Raw genomic sequence first — 15,535 nt, forward strand, 5'->3', positions numbered from 1 at the left:
TTTGATCTTCGTTTCCCATGAATTTAAAGAACAACAACAGGTGAAGCCATGAACCCCTCTCAACCCCTGGAACTGCTGGCACCCCTGTCCGGAATGCTGCTGGCGCTGGATCAGGTACCGGACCCGGTATTTTCCAGCCGCATGATCGGTGATGGTGTGTGCATCGATCCCACCTCGCAGACCCTCTGTGCACCGCTCGCCGGAGTGATCAGCAATATCCAGGACAGCGGCCATGCGGTCAGCGTCACCGACGACAACGGCGTACAGGTGCTGATGCATATCGGCCTGGACACCGTGAGCCTGGCGGGCAAGGGCTTTACGCGCCTGGTCGAAGAGGGCCAGCGGGTGACGGCCGGCCAGGCGTTGATCGAGTTCGACGCGGACTATGTGGCGCTCAATGCGCGCAGTCTGTTGACCTTGATGCTGGTGGTCAGTGGCGAGCCGTTTGTGGTGCTGGCGGCGCAGGGCGACATGCTTGAGGAGGGCCGGCCGGTGCTGCGACTATCGCCCGGCGAGGCAGCGGCGGACGCGAATGAGCAGCAGGGCTCGGCGCTGTTCTCCAAACCGCTGACCTTGCTCAATGCCCACGGCTTGCACGCTCGCCCTGCGGCGGTGCTGGCCCAGGCGGCCAAAGGCTTCAGCTCGAGCATCTACCTGCACAAGCAGACCCGGAGCGCCAACGCCAAGTCGTTGGTGGCGATCATGGCGCTGCAAACCGTGCAGGGCGATACCTTGCAGGTGAGCGCGGCGGGGGAGGACGCGCAGGCTGCGATCCGAGCGTTAACGGCGTTGTTGGCCGAGGGGTGTGGCGAAACGGTGGTGGCTCCGACCGAGCCGGTCGAACCTGTCGCGCCGGTGTCGTCGGCCACGCTGCTGCGCGGCGTATGCGCATCACCGGGCTCGGCGTTCGGCCAGGTGGTCCAGGTGGCTGAACCTGAACTGGTAGTTAATGAAGCCGGTGCAGGCGAAGCCACCGAGCGCGATGCATTGACGCGTGGCCTGCTGGCGGCCAACGAGGCGTTGCAACGCTTGCAGGCCGGCGCCGCCGGCAGTGCCCAGGCCGATATCTTCCGCGCCCATCAGGAGCTGCTTGAAGACCCGACGCTGCTTGAGCAGGCCCACCTGTTGCTGGCGAAGGGCAAAAGCGCAGCATTCGCCTGGAACAGCGCCACCGCCGCCACGGCTAAATTGTTCCAGGGCCTGGGCAATACGTTGCTCGCCGAGCGTGCGGCAGACCTGTCCGACGTCGGCCGGCGCGTGCTTGAACTGATCCTGGGTGTCGAGGATCGTGCCTGGGCGCTGCCGGATCAGGCGATCCTGATCGCCGAGCAACTGACCCCCTCGCAAACGGCGAATCTCGATACCCGCAAGGTGATGGGATTTGTCACGGTGGGCGGCGGCGCTACCAGTCACGTCGCAATCCTCGCCCGTGCGCTGGGCATGCCCGCCCTCTGCGGTGCGCCTGCTGACATATTGGCGTTGGCCGAGGGTACGCACGTGTTGCTTGACGCCGACAAGGGCGAACTGCACCTGGCGCCGGATCAGGTCGATATCGACCACTTGCAGGCGGCCCGTGAACGGCAGGGGTTGCGACGTCAGCGCGAAATGGCCGAGGCCGCCCAGGCTGCCGTCACCCGCGACGGCCGTCACATCGACGTCACGGCCAACGTCGCCTCGTTGCAGGAAGTGGAGCAGTCCCTGGCCCTGGGCGGCGAGGGCGTCGGTCTGCTGCGTTCGGAATTCCTCTACCTGGACCGCAACCGCGCGCCCAGCCCCGCCGAGCAGGCCGGCACCTATCGTGCGATTGCCCGTGCCCTGGGCACCGAGCGCAATCTGGTGGTGCGCACCCTGGATGTCGGCGGCGACAAACCGCTGGCCTATGTACCGATGGAAGCCGAAACCAACCCCTTCCTGGGCTTGCGCGGTATTCGCCTGTGCCTGGAGCGCCCGGAACTGTTGCGCGAACAGTTTCGCGCAATCCTTGCCTGCGCCGGGCTGGCGCGGCTGCACATCATGTTGCCGATGGTCAGCCTGCTCTCGGAACTGCACCTGGCGCGCAAGGTGCTCGAGGAGGAGGCGCGGGCACTCGGGCTCAGTGAGTTGCCAAAGCTGGGCATCATGATTGAAGTGCCGTCCGCCGCGTTGATGGCGGATGTGTTCGCGCCCCATGTGGATTTCTTTTCCATTGGCACCAATGACCTGACCCAATACACCCTGGCCATGGACCGCGACCACCCACGCCTGGCCAGCCAGGCCGACAGCTTTCACCCGGCGGTGCTGCGCCTGATCGCTGCCACGGTCAAGGCCGCCCATGCCCATGGCAAGTGGGTAGGCGTCTGCGGTGCGCTGGCCTCCGAAACCCTGGCGGTGCCGGTGCTGATCGGGCTGGGTGTGGATGAACTGTCGGTCAGCGTGCCGTTGATCCCGAGCATCAAGGCCACCGTGCGTGAACTGGACCTGGCCGACTGCCAGATCATCGCCCGGCAAGTGCTGGGCCTGGAAGAAGCCGGCCAGGTGCGTGAGGCCTTGCGCCTTTACCACGCCGCCACCGTTGAAACCTCATCTGTCGTGGAGCATTGAGCATGTTCGAGAAATTGCAGCAGGCGTTCTGGAAAGCCCTGACGCCGGATCTGATTGCGGAAACGGTCGCGGCGCCGGCGGGGGAGAGCCTGTTACCGGTCGATGTGTTGAGTGCATTGGGCGGCGAGGCCAACCTCACGTCGCAACAACGCGTGGCGTTGACGCGGGTGCGGGTGCAGTTGAAAGAGGCGGGGCGGTTGGATGAGGCTGCGCTGAAGGCGGCGGGCGTACCGGGCGTGATGGTGTTGACGGGAGGCGTCGTCCATCTACTCACCGGCCTCCAAGCCAAATCCTAGCGCAGATCCAAATGTGGGAGGGGGCTTGCCCCCGATGGCGGTATGTCAGTCAATCCATCCCGTGACTGACACTCCCTCATCGGGGGCAAGCCCCCTCCCACATTGCTCTATGGTGTCTGGAGCATTGGGTTTATAACTGCGGGGTCTCTTCCGGCGGCTTGGTCTTGTCCACACCCGGCACATGCAGGTTGCCTTCCACCACCTGGTTACCTTCCAGCTGCGGCTGGGTCACCCAGGTCAGAATGTCGTAGTAGCGCCGGATGTTCGCCACAAAATGCACCGGCTCGCCGCCCCGGGCATAACCGTAGCGGGTCTTGCTGTACCACTGCTTCTGCGACAGGCGCGGCAGCATTTTCTTCACGTCCAGCCATTTATTCGGGTTCAGGCCTTCCTTCTTGGCCAGAAGGCGCGCGTCGTCCAGGTGACCGGTGCCGACGTTGTAGGCGGCGAGGGCAAACCAGGTACGGTCGGGCTCGGCGATCTTGTCGTCCAGCTCGTCCTTGATCTTGGCCAGGTACTTGGCGCCGCCCATGATGCTTTGTTTGGCATCCAGGCGGTTGGACACGCCCATCGCCTGGGCGGTGTTCTGGGTCAGCATCATCAGGCCGCGCACGCCGGTCTTGGACGTCACCGCCGGCTGCCACAGCGATTCCTGGTAGCCGATGGCCGCCAATAGGCGCCAATCGACCTTTTCTTCCTTGGCGTAGGCGCGAAAGTGCTTCTCGTACTTGGGCAGGCGCTGTTGCAAATGCTGGGCGAAGGTATAGGCGCCGACATAGCCCAGTACATCGACGTGCCCGTAATAGCGATCTTTCAGACGCTGCAGGGTGCCGTTCTTCTCGACCTTGTCCAGGTAGCTGTTGATCTCGTTGAGCAGGCTGTTGTCGATGCCGGCGGCCACGGCCCAGCTCTGGTTGCTGGCATTGCCGAGGTCGAATGCGACCCGCACGTTGGGGAAGTACACCTGGTTCATGGCGACTTCATTGGAGTCCACCAGGGTCAGGTCGATTTGTCCTTCGTCGACCATGCGTAGCAAGTCGACTACTTCAACGGCGTCGGACTCTTCGTATTCAATCGCAGGATTCTGCTTTTTAAGCGCCGCCAACTGCTCGGCGTGGGTGCTGCCCTTGAGCACCATGATCTTCTTGCCGACCAGGTCCGCCGCATTGGTCGGCCGTGACTGGCCGTTGCGGTAGATGATCTGCGGCGTGACTTCGAGGTACGGGTGGGAAAAACGCACCTGTTGCTGGCGCTGCTCGCTGCTGACCAGTCCGGCAGCGGCGAGCACCGGACCGTTGGGCTTGCCCAGCTGGCCGAACAGGTCATCGAGGTTGTCGGCGGTTTCGATCTCCAGCTTGACGCCCAGGTCATCGGCAAAGCGCTTGACCAGTTCGTATTCGAAACCGGTTTCACCGTTGCGGTCCTGGAAATACGTAGCGGGGCTGTTCCGGGTAACCACCCGCAATACGCCATCCTCCTTGATTCGCTCGAGCGTGCTGGGCTTATCAACACAGGCGCTGAGCATCAGGAAGATTCCGGTTGCGATGAGCCATTTGGCGCATCGCGGGCGCAAAGCAGTTGGGGAGAACATCTGCGCAGTATACGCAAACGGCCCACGGCGCCATATCTCGACAGCGGCACACTTGTCTGCTAGTCGCTGCAAAACTGTGCTGTATCCCGCAGAAACGTGGCCTGGCGCGTGATTGTGACGGTTAAAATATCTGCGCCCGAGGCCATGGATTGTCCCTGGGCACCGCGCAAACCGTGCCAACTGACGTTCGGCAGCGGCCAGCGGTAGCGTTTCGGGTGCCGTGGGCGAAGGTTTACGCTAGAATGCACGGCCTCAAAGCACACCCCTTCCCGAGGCTGTCCCGAAGATGTTGATCCTGCGCGGCGCTCCTGCCCTTTCTGCCTTTCGCCACAGCAAACTCCTTGAACAACTGAGCCAGAAGGTTCCAGCGGTTACAGGCCTGTATGCTGAATTTGCTCACTTCGCCGACGTAACCGGCGTCTTGACCGCCGACGAACAGCAAGTGCTCGCACGCCTTCTGAAGTACGGCCCAAGCGTTCCCGTCCAAGAGCCGACCGGCCGCTTGTTCCTGGTTCTGCCGCGGTTCGGCACCATCTCGCCGTGGTCGAGCAAGGCCAGCGACATCGCCCGCAACTGCGGCCTGGATAAAATCCAGCGCCTGGAGCGTGGTATCGCGTTCTACGTGGCCGGCCAGTTCAGCGACGCCGACGCCGAGCTGATCGCCAGCAGCCTGCACGACCGCATGACCCAGATCATCGTCAGCCAGCTGGAACAGGCCGCCGGCCTGTTCAGCCACGCCGAGCCCAAGCCGCTCACTGCGATTGACGTGCTTGGCGGTGGCCGCGCCGCCCTCGAGAAGGCCAACACCGAACTGGGCCTGGCCCTGGCCGAAGACGAGATCGACTACCTGGTCAACGCCTTCAACGGCTTGAAGCGCAACCCCCACGACATCGAACTGATGATGTTCGCCCAGGCCAACTCCGAGCATTGCCGTCACAAGATCTTCAACGCCAGTTGGGACATCGACGGCCAGAGCCAGGAAAAAAGCCTGTTCGGCATGATCAAGAACACCTACGTGATGCACAGCGAAGGCGTTCTGTCGGCTTATAAGGACAACGCCTCGGTGATCGTCGGCTCCGTCGCCGGCCGCTTCTTCCCGGACCCGGAAACCCGCCAGTACGGCGCGGTGCAGGAGCCGGTGCACATCCTGATGAAGGTTGAAACCCACAACCACCCTACCGCGATTGCCCCGTTCCCGGGCGCAGCCACCGGTTCGGGTGGCGAAATTCGCGATGAAGGCGCAACCGGCCGTGGCGCCAAGCCCAAGGCGGGCCTCACCGGTTTCACCGTATCGAACCTGCAGATCCCCGGCTTCGAACAGCCGTGGGAAGTGCCGTACGGCAAGCCCGAGCGTATCGTCACCGCGCTGGACATCATGATCGAAGGCCCGCTGGGCGGCGCTGCGTTCAACAACGAATTCGGTCGTCCGGCGCTGACCGGTTATTTCCGTACCTTCGAACAGTCCATCACCACCCCCCGTGGCGATGAAGTGCGCGGCTACCACAAGCCGATCATGTTGGCCGGCGGCATGGGCAACATCCGTGAAGAACACGTCAAGAAAGGCGAGATTCTGGTCGGCTCCAAGCTGATCGTGCTCGGCGGCCCGGCCATGCTGATCGGCCTGGGCGGCGGCGCAGCGTCCTCCATGGCCACCGGCACCAGTTCGGCGGACCTGGACTTCGCTTCGGTACAGCGCGAAAACCCCGAGATGGAACGCCGCTGCCAGGAAGTCATCGACCGTTGCTGGCAGTTGGGCGACAAGAACCCGATCAGCTTCATCCACGACGTCGGTGCTGGCGGTTTGTCCAACGCCTTCCCGGAACTGGTCAACGATGGCGAGCGTGGTGGCCGTTTCGAACTGCGCAATATTCCAAACGACGAGCCGGGCATGGCCCCGCACGAAATCTGGAGCAATGAATCCCAGGAACGCTACGTGCTGGCCGTCGGCCCTGAAGATTTTGCGCGCTTCCAGGCCATCTGCGAACGTGAGCGCTGCCCGTTTGCCGTGGTCGGCGAAGCCACCGCCGAGCCGCAGCTTACTGTTACAGATAGCCACTTCGGCAACAGCCCGGTGGACATGCCACTCGAAGTGCTGCTGGGCAAAGCCCCGCGCATGCACCGTTCCGCCGTGCGTGAAGCCGAGCTGGGCGATGATTTCGACCCAAGCCCCCTTGAGCTGGCCGACAGCATCGAGCGCGTGCTGCACCACCCCGCCGTGGCGAGCAAAAGCTTTTTGATCACCATCGGCGACCGCACCATCACTGGTCTGGTTGCCCGTGACCAAATGGTCGGCCCGTGGCAGGTTCCGGTGGCCGACGTCGCCGTCACCGCCACCAGCTTCGACGTGTACACCGGTGAAGCCATGGCCATGGGCGAGCGCACGCCGCTGGCCCTGCTGGACGCTCCGGCGTCGGGCCGCATGGCCATTGGTGAAACCCTGACCAACATCGCCGCGTCGCGCATCGGCAAGCTGTCCGACATCAAACTGTCGGCCAACTGGATGTCCGCTGCCGGTCACCCGGGTGAAGATGCGCGCCTGTACGACACGGTTAAAGCGGTCGGCATGGAGCTGTGCCCCGAGCTGGGTATTACCATTCCGGTGGGCAAGGACTCCATGTCCATGTCCACCCGTTGGAACGAAGACGGCACCGACAAGAGCGTCACCTCGCCACTGTCGTTGATCGTGACCGGTTTCGCGCCGGTCACCGACATCCGCCAGACCCTGACCCCGCAACTGCGCATGGACAAGGGCACCACCGATCTGATCCTGATCGACCTGGGCCGTGGCCAGAACCGCATGGGCGCCTCGATCCTGGCGCAGACTCACGGCAAGCTCGGCAAACACGCGCCGGATGTCGACGACGCTGAAGACCTCAAGGCCTTCTTCGCCGTGATCCAGGGCCTGAATGCCGACGGTCACCTGCTGGCTTACCACGACCGTTCCGACGGTGGCTTGCTGACCAGCGTCGTAGAAATGGCCTTCGCCGGTCACTGCGGCCTGAACATCGTGCTCGACAGCGTTGCCGAGGATGCCGCCGAGATCAACGGCATCCTGTTCAACGAAGAGTTGGGTGCGGTGATCCAAGTGCGCCAGGACGCTACCCCGGACGTGCTCGCACAGTTCAGCGCTGCCGGTCTTGCCGAATGCGTGGCGGTGATTGGCCAGCCGATCAACAACGGCGAAGTCACTATCTCGTTCAATGGCGACACGGTTTTTACCGGTCAGCGCCGCTTGCTGCAGCGCCAGTGGGCCGAGACCAGCTACCAGGTCCAGCGCCTGCGCGACAACGTCGACTGCGCCGAGCAGGAATTCGACGCGATCCTGGAAGAAGACAACCCGGGCCTGAGCACCATGCTCAGCTTCGACGTCAACCAGGACATCGCCGCGCCCTACATCAAGAAGGGTATTCGCCCACAGGTTGCCGTGCTGCGTGAGCAGGGCGTCAATGGCCAGGTGGAAATGGCGGCGGCGTTCGACCGTGCCGGGTTCAATGCGATCGACGTGCACATGAGCGATATCCTCGCCGGTCGCGTTGACCTCAATGAGTTCAAAGGTCTTGTAGCCTGCGGCGGTTTCTCCTACGGCGACGTACTGGGTGCCGGTGAAGGCTGGGCCAAGTCGGCGCTGTTCAACAGCCGCGCCCGCGATGCGTTCCAGGGTTTCTTCGAACGTAACGACAGCTTCACCCTGGGCGTGTGCAACGGTTGCCAGATGATGTCCAACCTCAGCGAACTGATCCCGGGCAGCGAGTTCTGGCCGCACTTTGTGCGTAACCGTTCCGAGCAGTTCGAAGCTCGCGTGGCCATGGTCCAGGTGCAGGAATCCAACTCGATCTTCCTGCAGGGCATGGCCGGTTCGCGCATGCCGATCGCTATCGCCCACGGCGAAGGCCATGCCGAGTTCGCCAGCGAAGAAGCGCTGCTCGAAGCCGACCTGTCCGGCACTGTGGCCCTGCGTTTTGTCGACAACCACGGCAAGGTCACCGAGAGCTACCCGGCCAACCCGAACGGCTCGCCGCGCGGCATCACCGGCCTCACAAGCCGCGACGGTCGCGTCACCATCATGATGCCGCACCCGGAGCGCGTATTCCGCGCCGTGCAGAACTCGTGGCGCCCGGAAGAGTGGAACGAAGACGGCGCCTGGATGCGCATGTTCCGCAACGCTCGCGTGTGGGTGAACTAAGGCGGTGTACAAGCTCGCGTTCTTCGTACCCGACAGCCACGTGGAGACGGTGAAAACCGCCGTCTTCGCAGCCGGCGGCGGGCGCATCGGCGACTACGACAGCTGCGCCTGGCAAGTGCTGGGCCAGGGCCAATTCCGCGCGTTGGACGGGAGTCAGCCGTTTATCGGGCAAGTGGGCCAGGTTGAAGTGGTTGAGGAGTGGAAGGTTGAGCTGGTGGTGGCGGATGCGTTGATTGTGGCTGTTGTGGCTGCGTTGAAACTGAGCCATCCGTATGAGACACCGGCGTATGAGGTGTGGCAGTTGGCGGATTTTTGATTCGCACGCTGCATAAACAAGACACCCGCTGGGCCAGTTTGGTCGGCGGGTTTTTTGTTTCCTTTCAAGGCCTCATCGGGGGCAAGCCCCCTCCCACATTCAACTGCATTCCAACGATGAAACTCGGTCAACTGGGGGAGGGGACTTGCCCCGATGGCGTCCGCCCAGGCGCCTCAGACATTTCCGACAAGCCTTTCAGGTTGTCCCTCGGAACCTGTCTCAATAGCCTTCTTCGGTCGCTGTTAGTTCAGTGATCGGGATTTGAACTCAAAGCCCGCCCCGTAACCTTGTATTCGGGTTTTACAGTCAGTGATGGAATTGCCAGATACCGTTGTTCCGCGCCTCAATACAGATAGCGCACTAGGACAAGCCTTGGTTTCAATGTTCAGATCCATTGAAATGGAGTTGACGCTTGAAGGTGCCAAGCCTGGCGCGGTCAAGGTCATTGTCTTTGGTGGTTGTGCTGTCCACCTATATACGCACCATCGTATTTCCACGGATGTGGATGCGGAGATCTATTGTGCGAATTTTCGAGACAAACTGCGTTTACAGACACTGTTGGCAGAGTTTCCGGAACAGTTTTTCGATGAGCAGTCCGGCCGTGTGATGGAGCTGAACTATGACCTCCAATACAACACTAGCTTTGGTCCGCTTCACGAAGACTACTGGGAGCGAAGTATTCCCCTGGAAGAATTTCCTCTTGAGTCTGCACTGAATCTTCATATAGCCGCGCCTATCGACATTGCAATTTCCAAACTGGGCAGAGCCACTGATCAGGATGTAGATGACATCATGGCTTTGCTCAGGGCGGGCTTTATAGTGACCGCTGAGCTCCGTCAGCTGGCATTGCAGGCAATTGATATGTATGTTGGCAACAAAGAGCCACCCAGGTCCATACTGACCAATATCTTGCACGATTATCTGGAGACTGCAGATGGCGAAGCCTTTTAACGGTCCAGTCCTTTCTTGCGCCTTGGACACACTGGTCAAAAGCCCCTTGAATCAGGCTGATGATGCTGCCTTGGTCAGTGCAGCGAAAGCTGTGTGGTATTCCGATACGAATCTTGTGGGCGAGGTGAGGGCGTTCATTCAGGAGCACTCCAGTGAGGTAGAGCTTCGTCGCGCAGGCTATTTGCTTGAGCGCTTCACACGCTTTTCGTGTGCGACCGATAGTCGGGTAAAGGAAGCGTTGAAGGCGCTTGAACTGTTTTCAGCTTCCAGGCAATACGTGAAACCCCAAGGCGCTGTCGCGTTGCGCAGTCGTCGTGACGAACTGGCAATGTCCTGGGGATTAAGTGAGGGTCTGGGTTTGAAGGTTCAGACCTTGATGCCTTTTCAGACCCGTCACTATGAAGCCGAACAGCGTGCGGCGTCTGCCTAGGTATAGATAGCTATCAAAGAACTCGGCTTAGGCCTAATACCGTTCAGTTAAGCGTATATCGCCCTCTGTAGGAGCGAGCTTGCTCGCGAAAAGCGTCAACGATAACGCGTGCTTCCTGAATGAACGCGGCGCCTGTGAGTTTTTCGCGAGCAAGCTCGCTCCTACAAAATGCCTTAACTGAAAGGCATTACGGCTGAGGCCGAGTTTTTGCTGTCTGCGATATCTTCAGCGTTAGGAGATTTCCGACACGTCTTTCAGGTTGTCCCTCGGAACTCGCACAACTAACCTTCGCCAGTCGCTGCCAATTCAGCGACCGGGACTGCAAGCCCGCCGAAATAATATTAGAAGCTCGGAAGCGCCGCTATAATCGTGGCGCTTTTCATGGTCATCGTTTTCTGGTGGCTGTGCGCGGGAGACCTTTGGGTCTGCCGAGGTGCTTCTGACTCGGTCTTGCAGGCCCGCGCACAGCTGCCACCCATCATCTGCAAGTGATGCTGGCAGCTCCTATTTTTCAGGAGTTTTACCATGATCAAAGACAGCCCAAATCCCCCATCTGATTCTCTGCCCACCGACCAAATCTTCACCGTCCTGACCCACCTGAACAGCGAAACCCTGCTCGCCAACGCCTCTCAAGACCTGGCATCCGTGCAGGCACTGGCGGGTCATCTGGCTTTTGATGTCGACGGTCCGCAGCGTGATGCAGTGCTGGGGATTCATCGGATGGTGGAGGGAATTCAGTTGATGGTGGATCGAGTACTGGATTTAGTTGAGGTGCCTGAGCAGAAGTAATCAGGCGCCTGTGAGGGCCAATCGGGGGCAAGCCCCCTCCCACATTTTGATCGGTGCCGGACTTGGCAATGCGGTCAAGTGTGGGAGGGGGCTTGCTCCCGATGAGTCCAGAACAACCACTACAGCTCTAAACCCTGGCGCCGACCACACGGCCACTGACCAGCCGCTCCAACGCCTCACCCAACCCGGACGCCTTGTCACCAATCAACAAGTGCCAAACACCGCTCTCAAGCTGACTCACACCCTGGCAACCGAGCGCAGTGAGCTGAGCTTCAGACAACCCCGAATCATCGCCCAACTCCACCCGCAACCGAGTCATCGCTACCGCTTCCAGTTGGCGCACATTCTCTCGGCCACCCAGCGCATTCAGCCATTGCTCGGCCTCTTGCACATTCACCGTCAGGGGCTTATCCACAGGTGCTACCGCTAAAGGCGCTGCAGCAACAAACCCCGGCATCGCCAAGCGGATTTCATCAGCAATGCTATCGGCCATCGGCCCAACCACCACCTGCAAACTCCCGCCGTTACCCGGGCGCACTACGGCCATGGCGCCCAGTGCTTTCAGTTCAGCATCCACCGCCTTGTTGCGATCCACCATGTCCAACCGCAGCCGCGTGGTGCATGCACCCACACTCAGCAAATTCTCTGCACCACCCAGCGCCTGGATATATGCCGTCGCACGCTGGTTATCACTCATCGCTTCAGCCTGCACCACCTGGATATCTTCCCGGCCCGGCGTCTTGAGGTTGAAGCGGCGAATGCAGTAGTTGAACACCGTGTAGTAGATCACCGAGTAGGCCAGGCCTACCGGGACCACCAGCCAGCCGTTGGTGGACTTGCCCCAGCCCAGCACCATGTCGATAAACCCACCGGAGAAGGTAAAACCGAGGTGGATATTGAGCAGGTTGGTCACGGCCATCGACAGGCCGGTGAGCAGTGCATGCAGCAAGTACAGGAACGGCGCCAGGAACATGAATGCAAATTCAATCGGTTCAGTCACCCCGGTCAGGAACGAGGTCAGCGCCATGGACAGAAAAATCCCGCCCATCACTTTACGGCGCTCCGGCAGCGCATTGCGGTACATCGCCAGGCATGCAGCCGGCAGGCCGAACAGCATCACCGGGAACATGCCGGTCATGAATTGACCGCCTTTGGGGTCGCCGGCAAAGTAGCGGGTCAGGTCGCCGGTCACCACCGCGCCGGTTGCTGGGTCGGTAAACGTGCCGAACACGAACCACGCCATATTGTTGAGGATATGGTGCAAGCCTGTGACGATCAGCAGGCGGTTGAACACGCCAAACACGAACGCACCCAGGCTGCCGCTTTCCATCAGCAATACGCCGAAGCTGTTGATGCCGTGCTGGATCGGCGGCCAGATCAGGCCGAAGATCACGCCCAGGCCCACCGCCGAGAAGCCGGTGACAATCGGCACAAACCGTCGCCCGCCAAAGAACGCCAGGTACTCCGGCAGCTTGATGTCCTTGAAGCGGTTATACAGCCCGCCCGCCATCAGGCCACTGGCGATACCGGCGAGCATGCCCATGTTGATGGTGGTATCCATCACCTTGAGGGTCGAGATCATCACCAGGTAGCCAATCGCCCCGGCCAGGCCGGCGGTGCCATTGTTGTCGCGGGCAAAGCCCACGGCGATGCCGATGGCGAAGATCAGCGCCAGGTTGGCGAAGATCGCCTGCCCGGCATCGTGCATCACCGCGATGTTGAGCAAGTCGGTGTCGCCCAGGCGCAGCAGCAGGCCGGCGATTGGCAGGATCGCAATCGGCAGCATCAGGGCGCGGCCCAGGCGTTGCAGGCCTTCGATAAAGTGTTGGTACATGGCGTGTCTCCCTATTCTTGTTGTTTTCAGCTCAGCGGCCAGTGGTGTTGACAGGCGTGGCGAACGGCCTTGGCACTGCTCAGGTCGAGCAGCTCAAGGCTCAGTTGCCGGCATTGCGCCGCGTCCAGGTGGCGGACGCGGTCCTTGATTTCTCCGATCTGCGGCGGGCTTACCGACAGCTCGCTGACGCCCAGGCCGACCAGTACCGGCGTGGCCAGTGGGTCGGACGCCAGGGCGCCACACACACCGACCCAACGCCCGTGTTTCGCCGCACCGGCGCAGGTCTGGGCGATCAGCCGCAGCAAGGCAGGGTGCAGCGCATCAACGCGGGCGGCCAAGCCTGCGTGGTCGCGATCCATCGCCAGGGTGTACTGGGACAGGTCATTGGTGCCGATGGATAAAAAGTCCGCGTGTTCGGCCAGCTGTTCAGCCATCAGCGCGGCGGCGGGCACTTCGATCATCACGCCCAGTTCCGGGCGCTGCGTCAGCTCCAGCTCCACGCACAGTTCATCCAGGCGCTGGCGAATCTGCAGCAGTTCATCCACCTCGCTGACCATCGGCAACAGGATGCGGCAACGCGCCAGCGGCGAGACTTGCAACAGGGCGCGCAGTTGCTGGTCGAGCAGTTCCGGGCGCACCTGGGCCATGCGAATACCGCGCAGGCCCAATACCGGATTGGCTTCGACAGGCAGCGGCAGGTAGTCGAGCTGCTTGTCGCCGCCCACGTCGATGGTGCGAATGATCACGGATTTGTCGCCCATGGCATCCAGCACGGCCTGATAGGCCTGGCGCTGTTCCTGTTCATCCGGCGCGGTGCGGCGGTCGACGAAGAGGAATTCGGTGCGCAGCAGGCCGACGCCATCGGCGCCGTTGTCAAACGCCACTTGGGCTTCGGCGCTGGAGGCGACATTCGCCGCGACTTCAACCGTCACGCCGTCGGTGGTGAGTGCCGGTTGCCGGGCTTGGGCCTGTTGCTGCTGGCGTCGCAATTTCTGTGTTTCGCGAATCTGGTGAACTTCGGCGTGGCGCGCTTCGCTGGGGGCCAGTTCCAGGCGGCCGTTGGCGGCATCGAGCACCACCCGTTGGCCTTGGGGTACGTCGAGCACTTCATTGCCCAGGGCGACGAGACACGGCAGGCCTTTGCCCCGGGCCAAAATCGCCACATGGGAGGTCGCACCGCCTTCGGCCATGCAGATGCCCGCGGCCTGTTGCGCGCTCAGTTGCAGCAAGTCCGAAGGCGTCAGCTCATGGGCACTGACAATCGCCCCCGCCGGCAATTCGAAATGCCAGGCTTCACCCAGCAACGCACGCAGCACCCGTTGTTGAAGGTCTCGCAGGTCATTGGCGCGCTCGGCAAACAGTGGTTTGCCCAACGCCAGCAGCACGGCGCATTGGGCCTGGATCGCATCACGCCAGGCGTGGGTGGCGGCGCTCCCTTGTTCGATGGCAGCGGTGGCTGCGTCGAGTAATGCCGGGTCTTCCAGCAGGGCGAGGTGGGCGGCAAAGATCTCTTCTTCTTCGACGTTCTTGCGTTGGCGCGCCTGGTCCAGCGTATTGCGGATTTCGCCGCGCACTTGCTGAAGGGCGGCATCCAGGCGTTGCAGTTGTTCGTCGACGCTATGATTGCCGGTGTCTTGCGGCAGTTCGATGCCCGTGAGGCGGAACAATGGCCCACATACCAGACCGGGTGCCGCGCATACGCCTTGCAGCACATTGGCTTCGGTATTCGCCCGGCGTGGTGTGGCAACGACCGGCGCGTGATGCTCCTCGTGGATCGCCACGGACAGCGCGGCGACCAATGCCTGTAACGCCGCCTCGCCATCCTCGCCACGGCAGGTCACCCGTACCTCGTCACCTTCGCCAATACCCAGCCCCATCAGGCCGATCAGGCTGTCGCAAGCCGCGGTCCTATCACCGAAGTGCAGCTGCGATTGGCTGCTGAAGCCCTGGGCAGTCTTGCGGATCAGCGCGGCAGGGCGCGCATGCAAGCCGCCACGGTGGGTGATGCGCACCGTGGCGCTCACTTGCGCGACCGAGTTATCCACAGCGGTTTGAACCGGTGCGGACGTACGCAGGGCAATGCGCACCAGCGCTTCACCGACCTTCACTGTCTTGCTCGCAATCGGTTGCAGCTCGAAGCGCTCACTGTTGGTCAGGATGATCAGGCTCACCAGGCTTTTGCACTGGCGCGCTATGCGGTCCAGATCAAATTGCACCAACGGCTGACCCTCGCTCACCCGTGCGCCATCCTTCACCAGCAAGGCAAAGCCTTCGCCATTGAGCTCCACGGTGTCGATACCCACGTGCATCAGCACTTCAGCACCGTTGTCGGCGCGGATGGTCAATGCATGACCGGTGCGGGCGACATGGATGATCACGCCGTCACAGGGCGCGTGCAGACAGTCGTTCAACGGGTCGATGGCAATACCGTCGCCCATGGCGCCGCTGGCGAATACTTCGTCGGGGACGCTGTCCAGGGCCAGCACCGGCCCACTCAAGGGGGCGCTGAGGGTCAGTCGATTATTATTGTTGGACATGGGCACGGTACTCATCAGGAAAACGCCG

At 61.7% G+C, this 15,535-nt stretch carries 10 protein-coding genes; 7 read left to right on the top strand and 3 right to left on the bottom strand.

The features are described from left to right. The first annotated feature begins 48 nt into the window (after window positions 1-48). On the top strand, window positions 49-2,580 hold the full coding sequence (gene ptsP / locus BFQ00_RS25515) for a phosphoenolpyruvate--protein phosphotransferase (RefSeq protein ID WP_065935106.1): 2,532 nt from the start codon (window positions 49-51) through the stop codon (window positions 2,578-2,580). Between the two features lie 2 nt (window positions 2,581-2,582). Then, complete coding sequence (locus BFQ00_RS25520; protein ID WP_065935107.1) at window positions 2,583-2,876, top strand: PTS transporter subunit EIIB; 294 nt, start codon at window positions 2,583-2,585, stop codon at window positions 2,874-2,876. A 130-nt stretch (window positions 2,877-3,006) separates the two neighbouring features. Here the strand turns inward: BFQ00_RS25520 and mltF are convergent, their stop codons facing one another. Continuing rightward, window positions 3,007-4,467 (bottom strand): membrane-bound lytic murein transglycosylase MltF, encoded by a 1,461-nt coding sequence (gene mltF, locus BFQ00_RS25525; protein ID WP_065935108.1) that lies wholly within the window; start codon window positions 4,465-4,467, stop codon window positions 3,007-3,009. Window positions 4,468-4,753: 286 nt separating this feature from the next. Here mltF and purL point away from each other — a divergent pair, with 286 nt between their 5' ends. The 5 genes from purL (at window position 4,754) to BFQ00_RS25550 (ending at window position 11,136) form a co-directional block, all read left to right on the top strand. After that, window positions 4,754-8,650 (top strand): phosphoribosylformylglycinamidine synthase, encoded by a 3,897-nt coding sequence (gene purL, locus BFQ00_RS25530; RefSeq protein ID WP_065935109.1) that lies wholly within the window; start codon window positions 4,754-4,756, stop codon window positions 8,648-8,650. A 4-nt stretch (window positions 8,651-8,654) separates the two neighbouring features. Beyond that, entirely contained in the window at window positions 8,655-8,966 is a 312-nt protein-coding gene (locus BFQ00_RS25535) for an NGG1p interacting factor NIF3 (RefSeq protein ID WP_065887506.1), read from the top strand. Between the two features lie 312 nt (window positions 8,967-9,278). After that, window positions 9,279-9,917: a DUF6036 family nucleotidyltransferase gene (locus BFQ00_RS25540; protein WP_065887507.1), complete on the top strand. Its 639-nt coding sequence runs from the start codon at window positions 9,279-9,281 to the stop codon at window positions 9,915-9,917. Beyond that, a complete protein-coding gene (locus tag BFQ00_RS25545) occupies window positions 9,901-10,347 on the top strand; it encodes a hypothetical protein (protein WP_065935110.1) in 447 nt (148 codons plus the stop codon). The genes BFQ00_RS25540 and BFQ00_RS25545 overlap by 17 nt, the downstream gene beginning before the upstream one ends. A gap of 525 nt (window positions 10,348-10,872) precedes the next feature. Beyond that, on the top strand, window positions 10,873-11,136 hold the full coding sequence (locus BFQ00_RS25550; RefSeq protein ID WP_065935111.1) for a DUF6124 family protein: 264 nt from the start codon (window positions 10,873-10,875) through the stop codon (window positions 11,134-11,136). 127 nt (window positions 11,137-11,263) lie between these two features. Here BFQ00_RS25550 and nagE read toward each other — a convergent pair whose 3' ends face one another. Continuing rightward, window positions 11,264-12,970 carry an N-acetylglucosamine-specific PTS transporter subunit IIBC gene (gene nagE, locus BFQ00_RS25555; RefSeq protein WP_065935112.1) on the bottom strand — a complete coding sequence of 569 codons (1,707 nt, stop codon included), beginning with the start codon at window positions 12,968-12,970 and terminating at the stop codon, window positions 11,264-11,266. Window positions 12,971-12,996: 26 nt separating this feature from the next. After that, entirely contained in the window at window positions 12,997-15,507 is a 2,511-nt protein-coding gene (gene ptsP, locus BFQ00_RS25560) for a phosphoenolpyruvate--protein phosphotransferase (RefSeq protein ID WP_065935113.1), read from the bottom strand. Window positions 15,508-15,535: the final 28 nt, after the last annotated feature.

It is taken from the genome of Pseudomonas sp. 28 E 9 (assembly GCF_900004785.1).
GTDB classification, from domain to species: Bacteria; Pseudomonadota; Gammaproteobacteria; order Pseudomonadales; family Pseudomonadaceae; genus Aquipseudomonas; species Aquipseudomonas orientalis_A.

Excerpts from the sequence above, each read along its gene's own strand:
- ptsP (WP_065935106.1), top strand. The coding sequence starts at position 49 with ATGAACCCCTCTCAACCCCTGGAACTGCTGGCACCCCTGTCCGGAATG.
- BFQ00_RS25520 (WP_065935107.1), top strand. The coding sequence starts at position 2,583 with ATGTTCGAGAAATTGCAGCAGGCGTTCTGGAAAGCCCTGACGCCGGAT.
- mltF (WP_065935108.1), bottom strand. The coding sequence starts at position 4,467 with ATGTTCTCCCCAACTGCTTTGCGCCCGCGATGCGCCAAATGGCTCATC.
- purL (WP_065935109.1), top strand. The coding sequence starts at position 4,754 with ATGTTGATCCTGCGCGGCGCTCCTGCCCTTTCTGCCTTTCGCCACAGC.
- BFQ00_RS25540 (WP_065887507.1), top strand. The coding sequence starts at position 9,279 with ATGGAATTGCCAGATACCGTTGTTCCGCGCCTCAATACAGATAGCGCA.
- BFQ00_RS25545 (WP_065935110.1), top strand. The coding sequence starts at position 9,901 with ATGGCGAAGCCTTTTAACGGTCCAGTCCTTTCTTGCGCCTTGGACACA.
- BFQ00_RS25550 (WP_065935111.1), top strand. The coding sequence starts at position 10,873 with ATGATCAAAGACAGCCCAAATCCCCCATCTGATTCTCTGCCCACCGAC.
- nagE (WP_065935112.1), bottom strand. The coding sequence starts at position 12,970 with ATGTACCAACACTTTATCGAAGGCCTGCAACGCCTGGGCCGCGCCCTG.
- ptsP (WP_065935113.1), bottom strand. The coding sequence starts at position 15,507 with ATGTCCAACAATAATAATCGACTGACCCTCAGCGCCCCCTTGAGTGGG.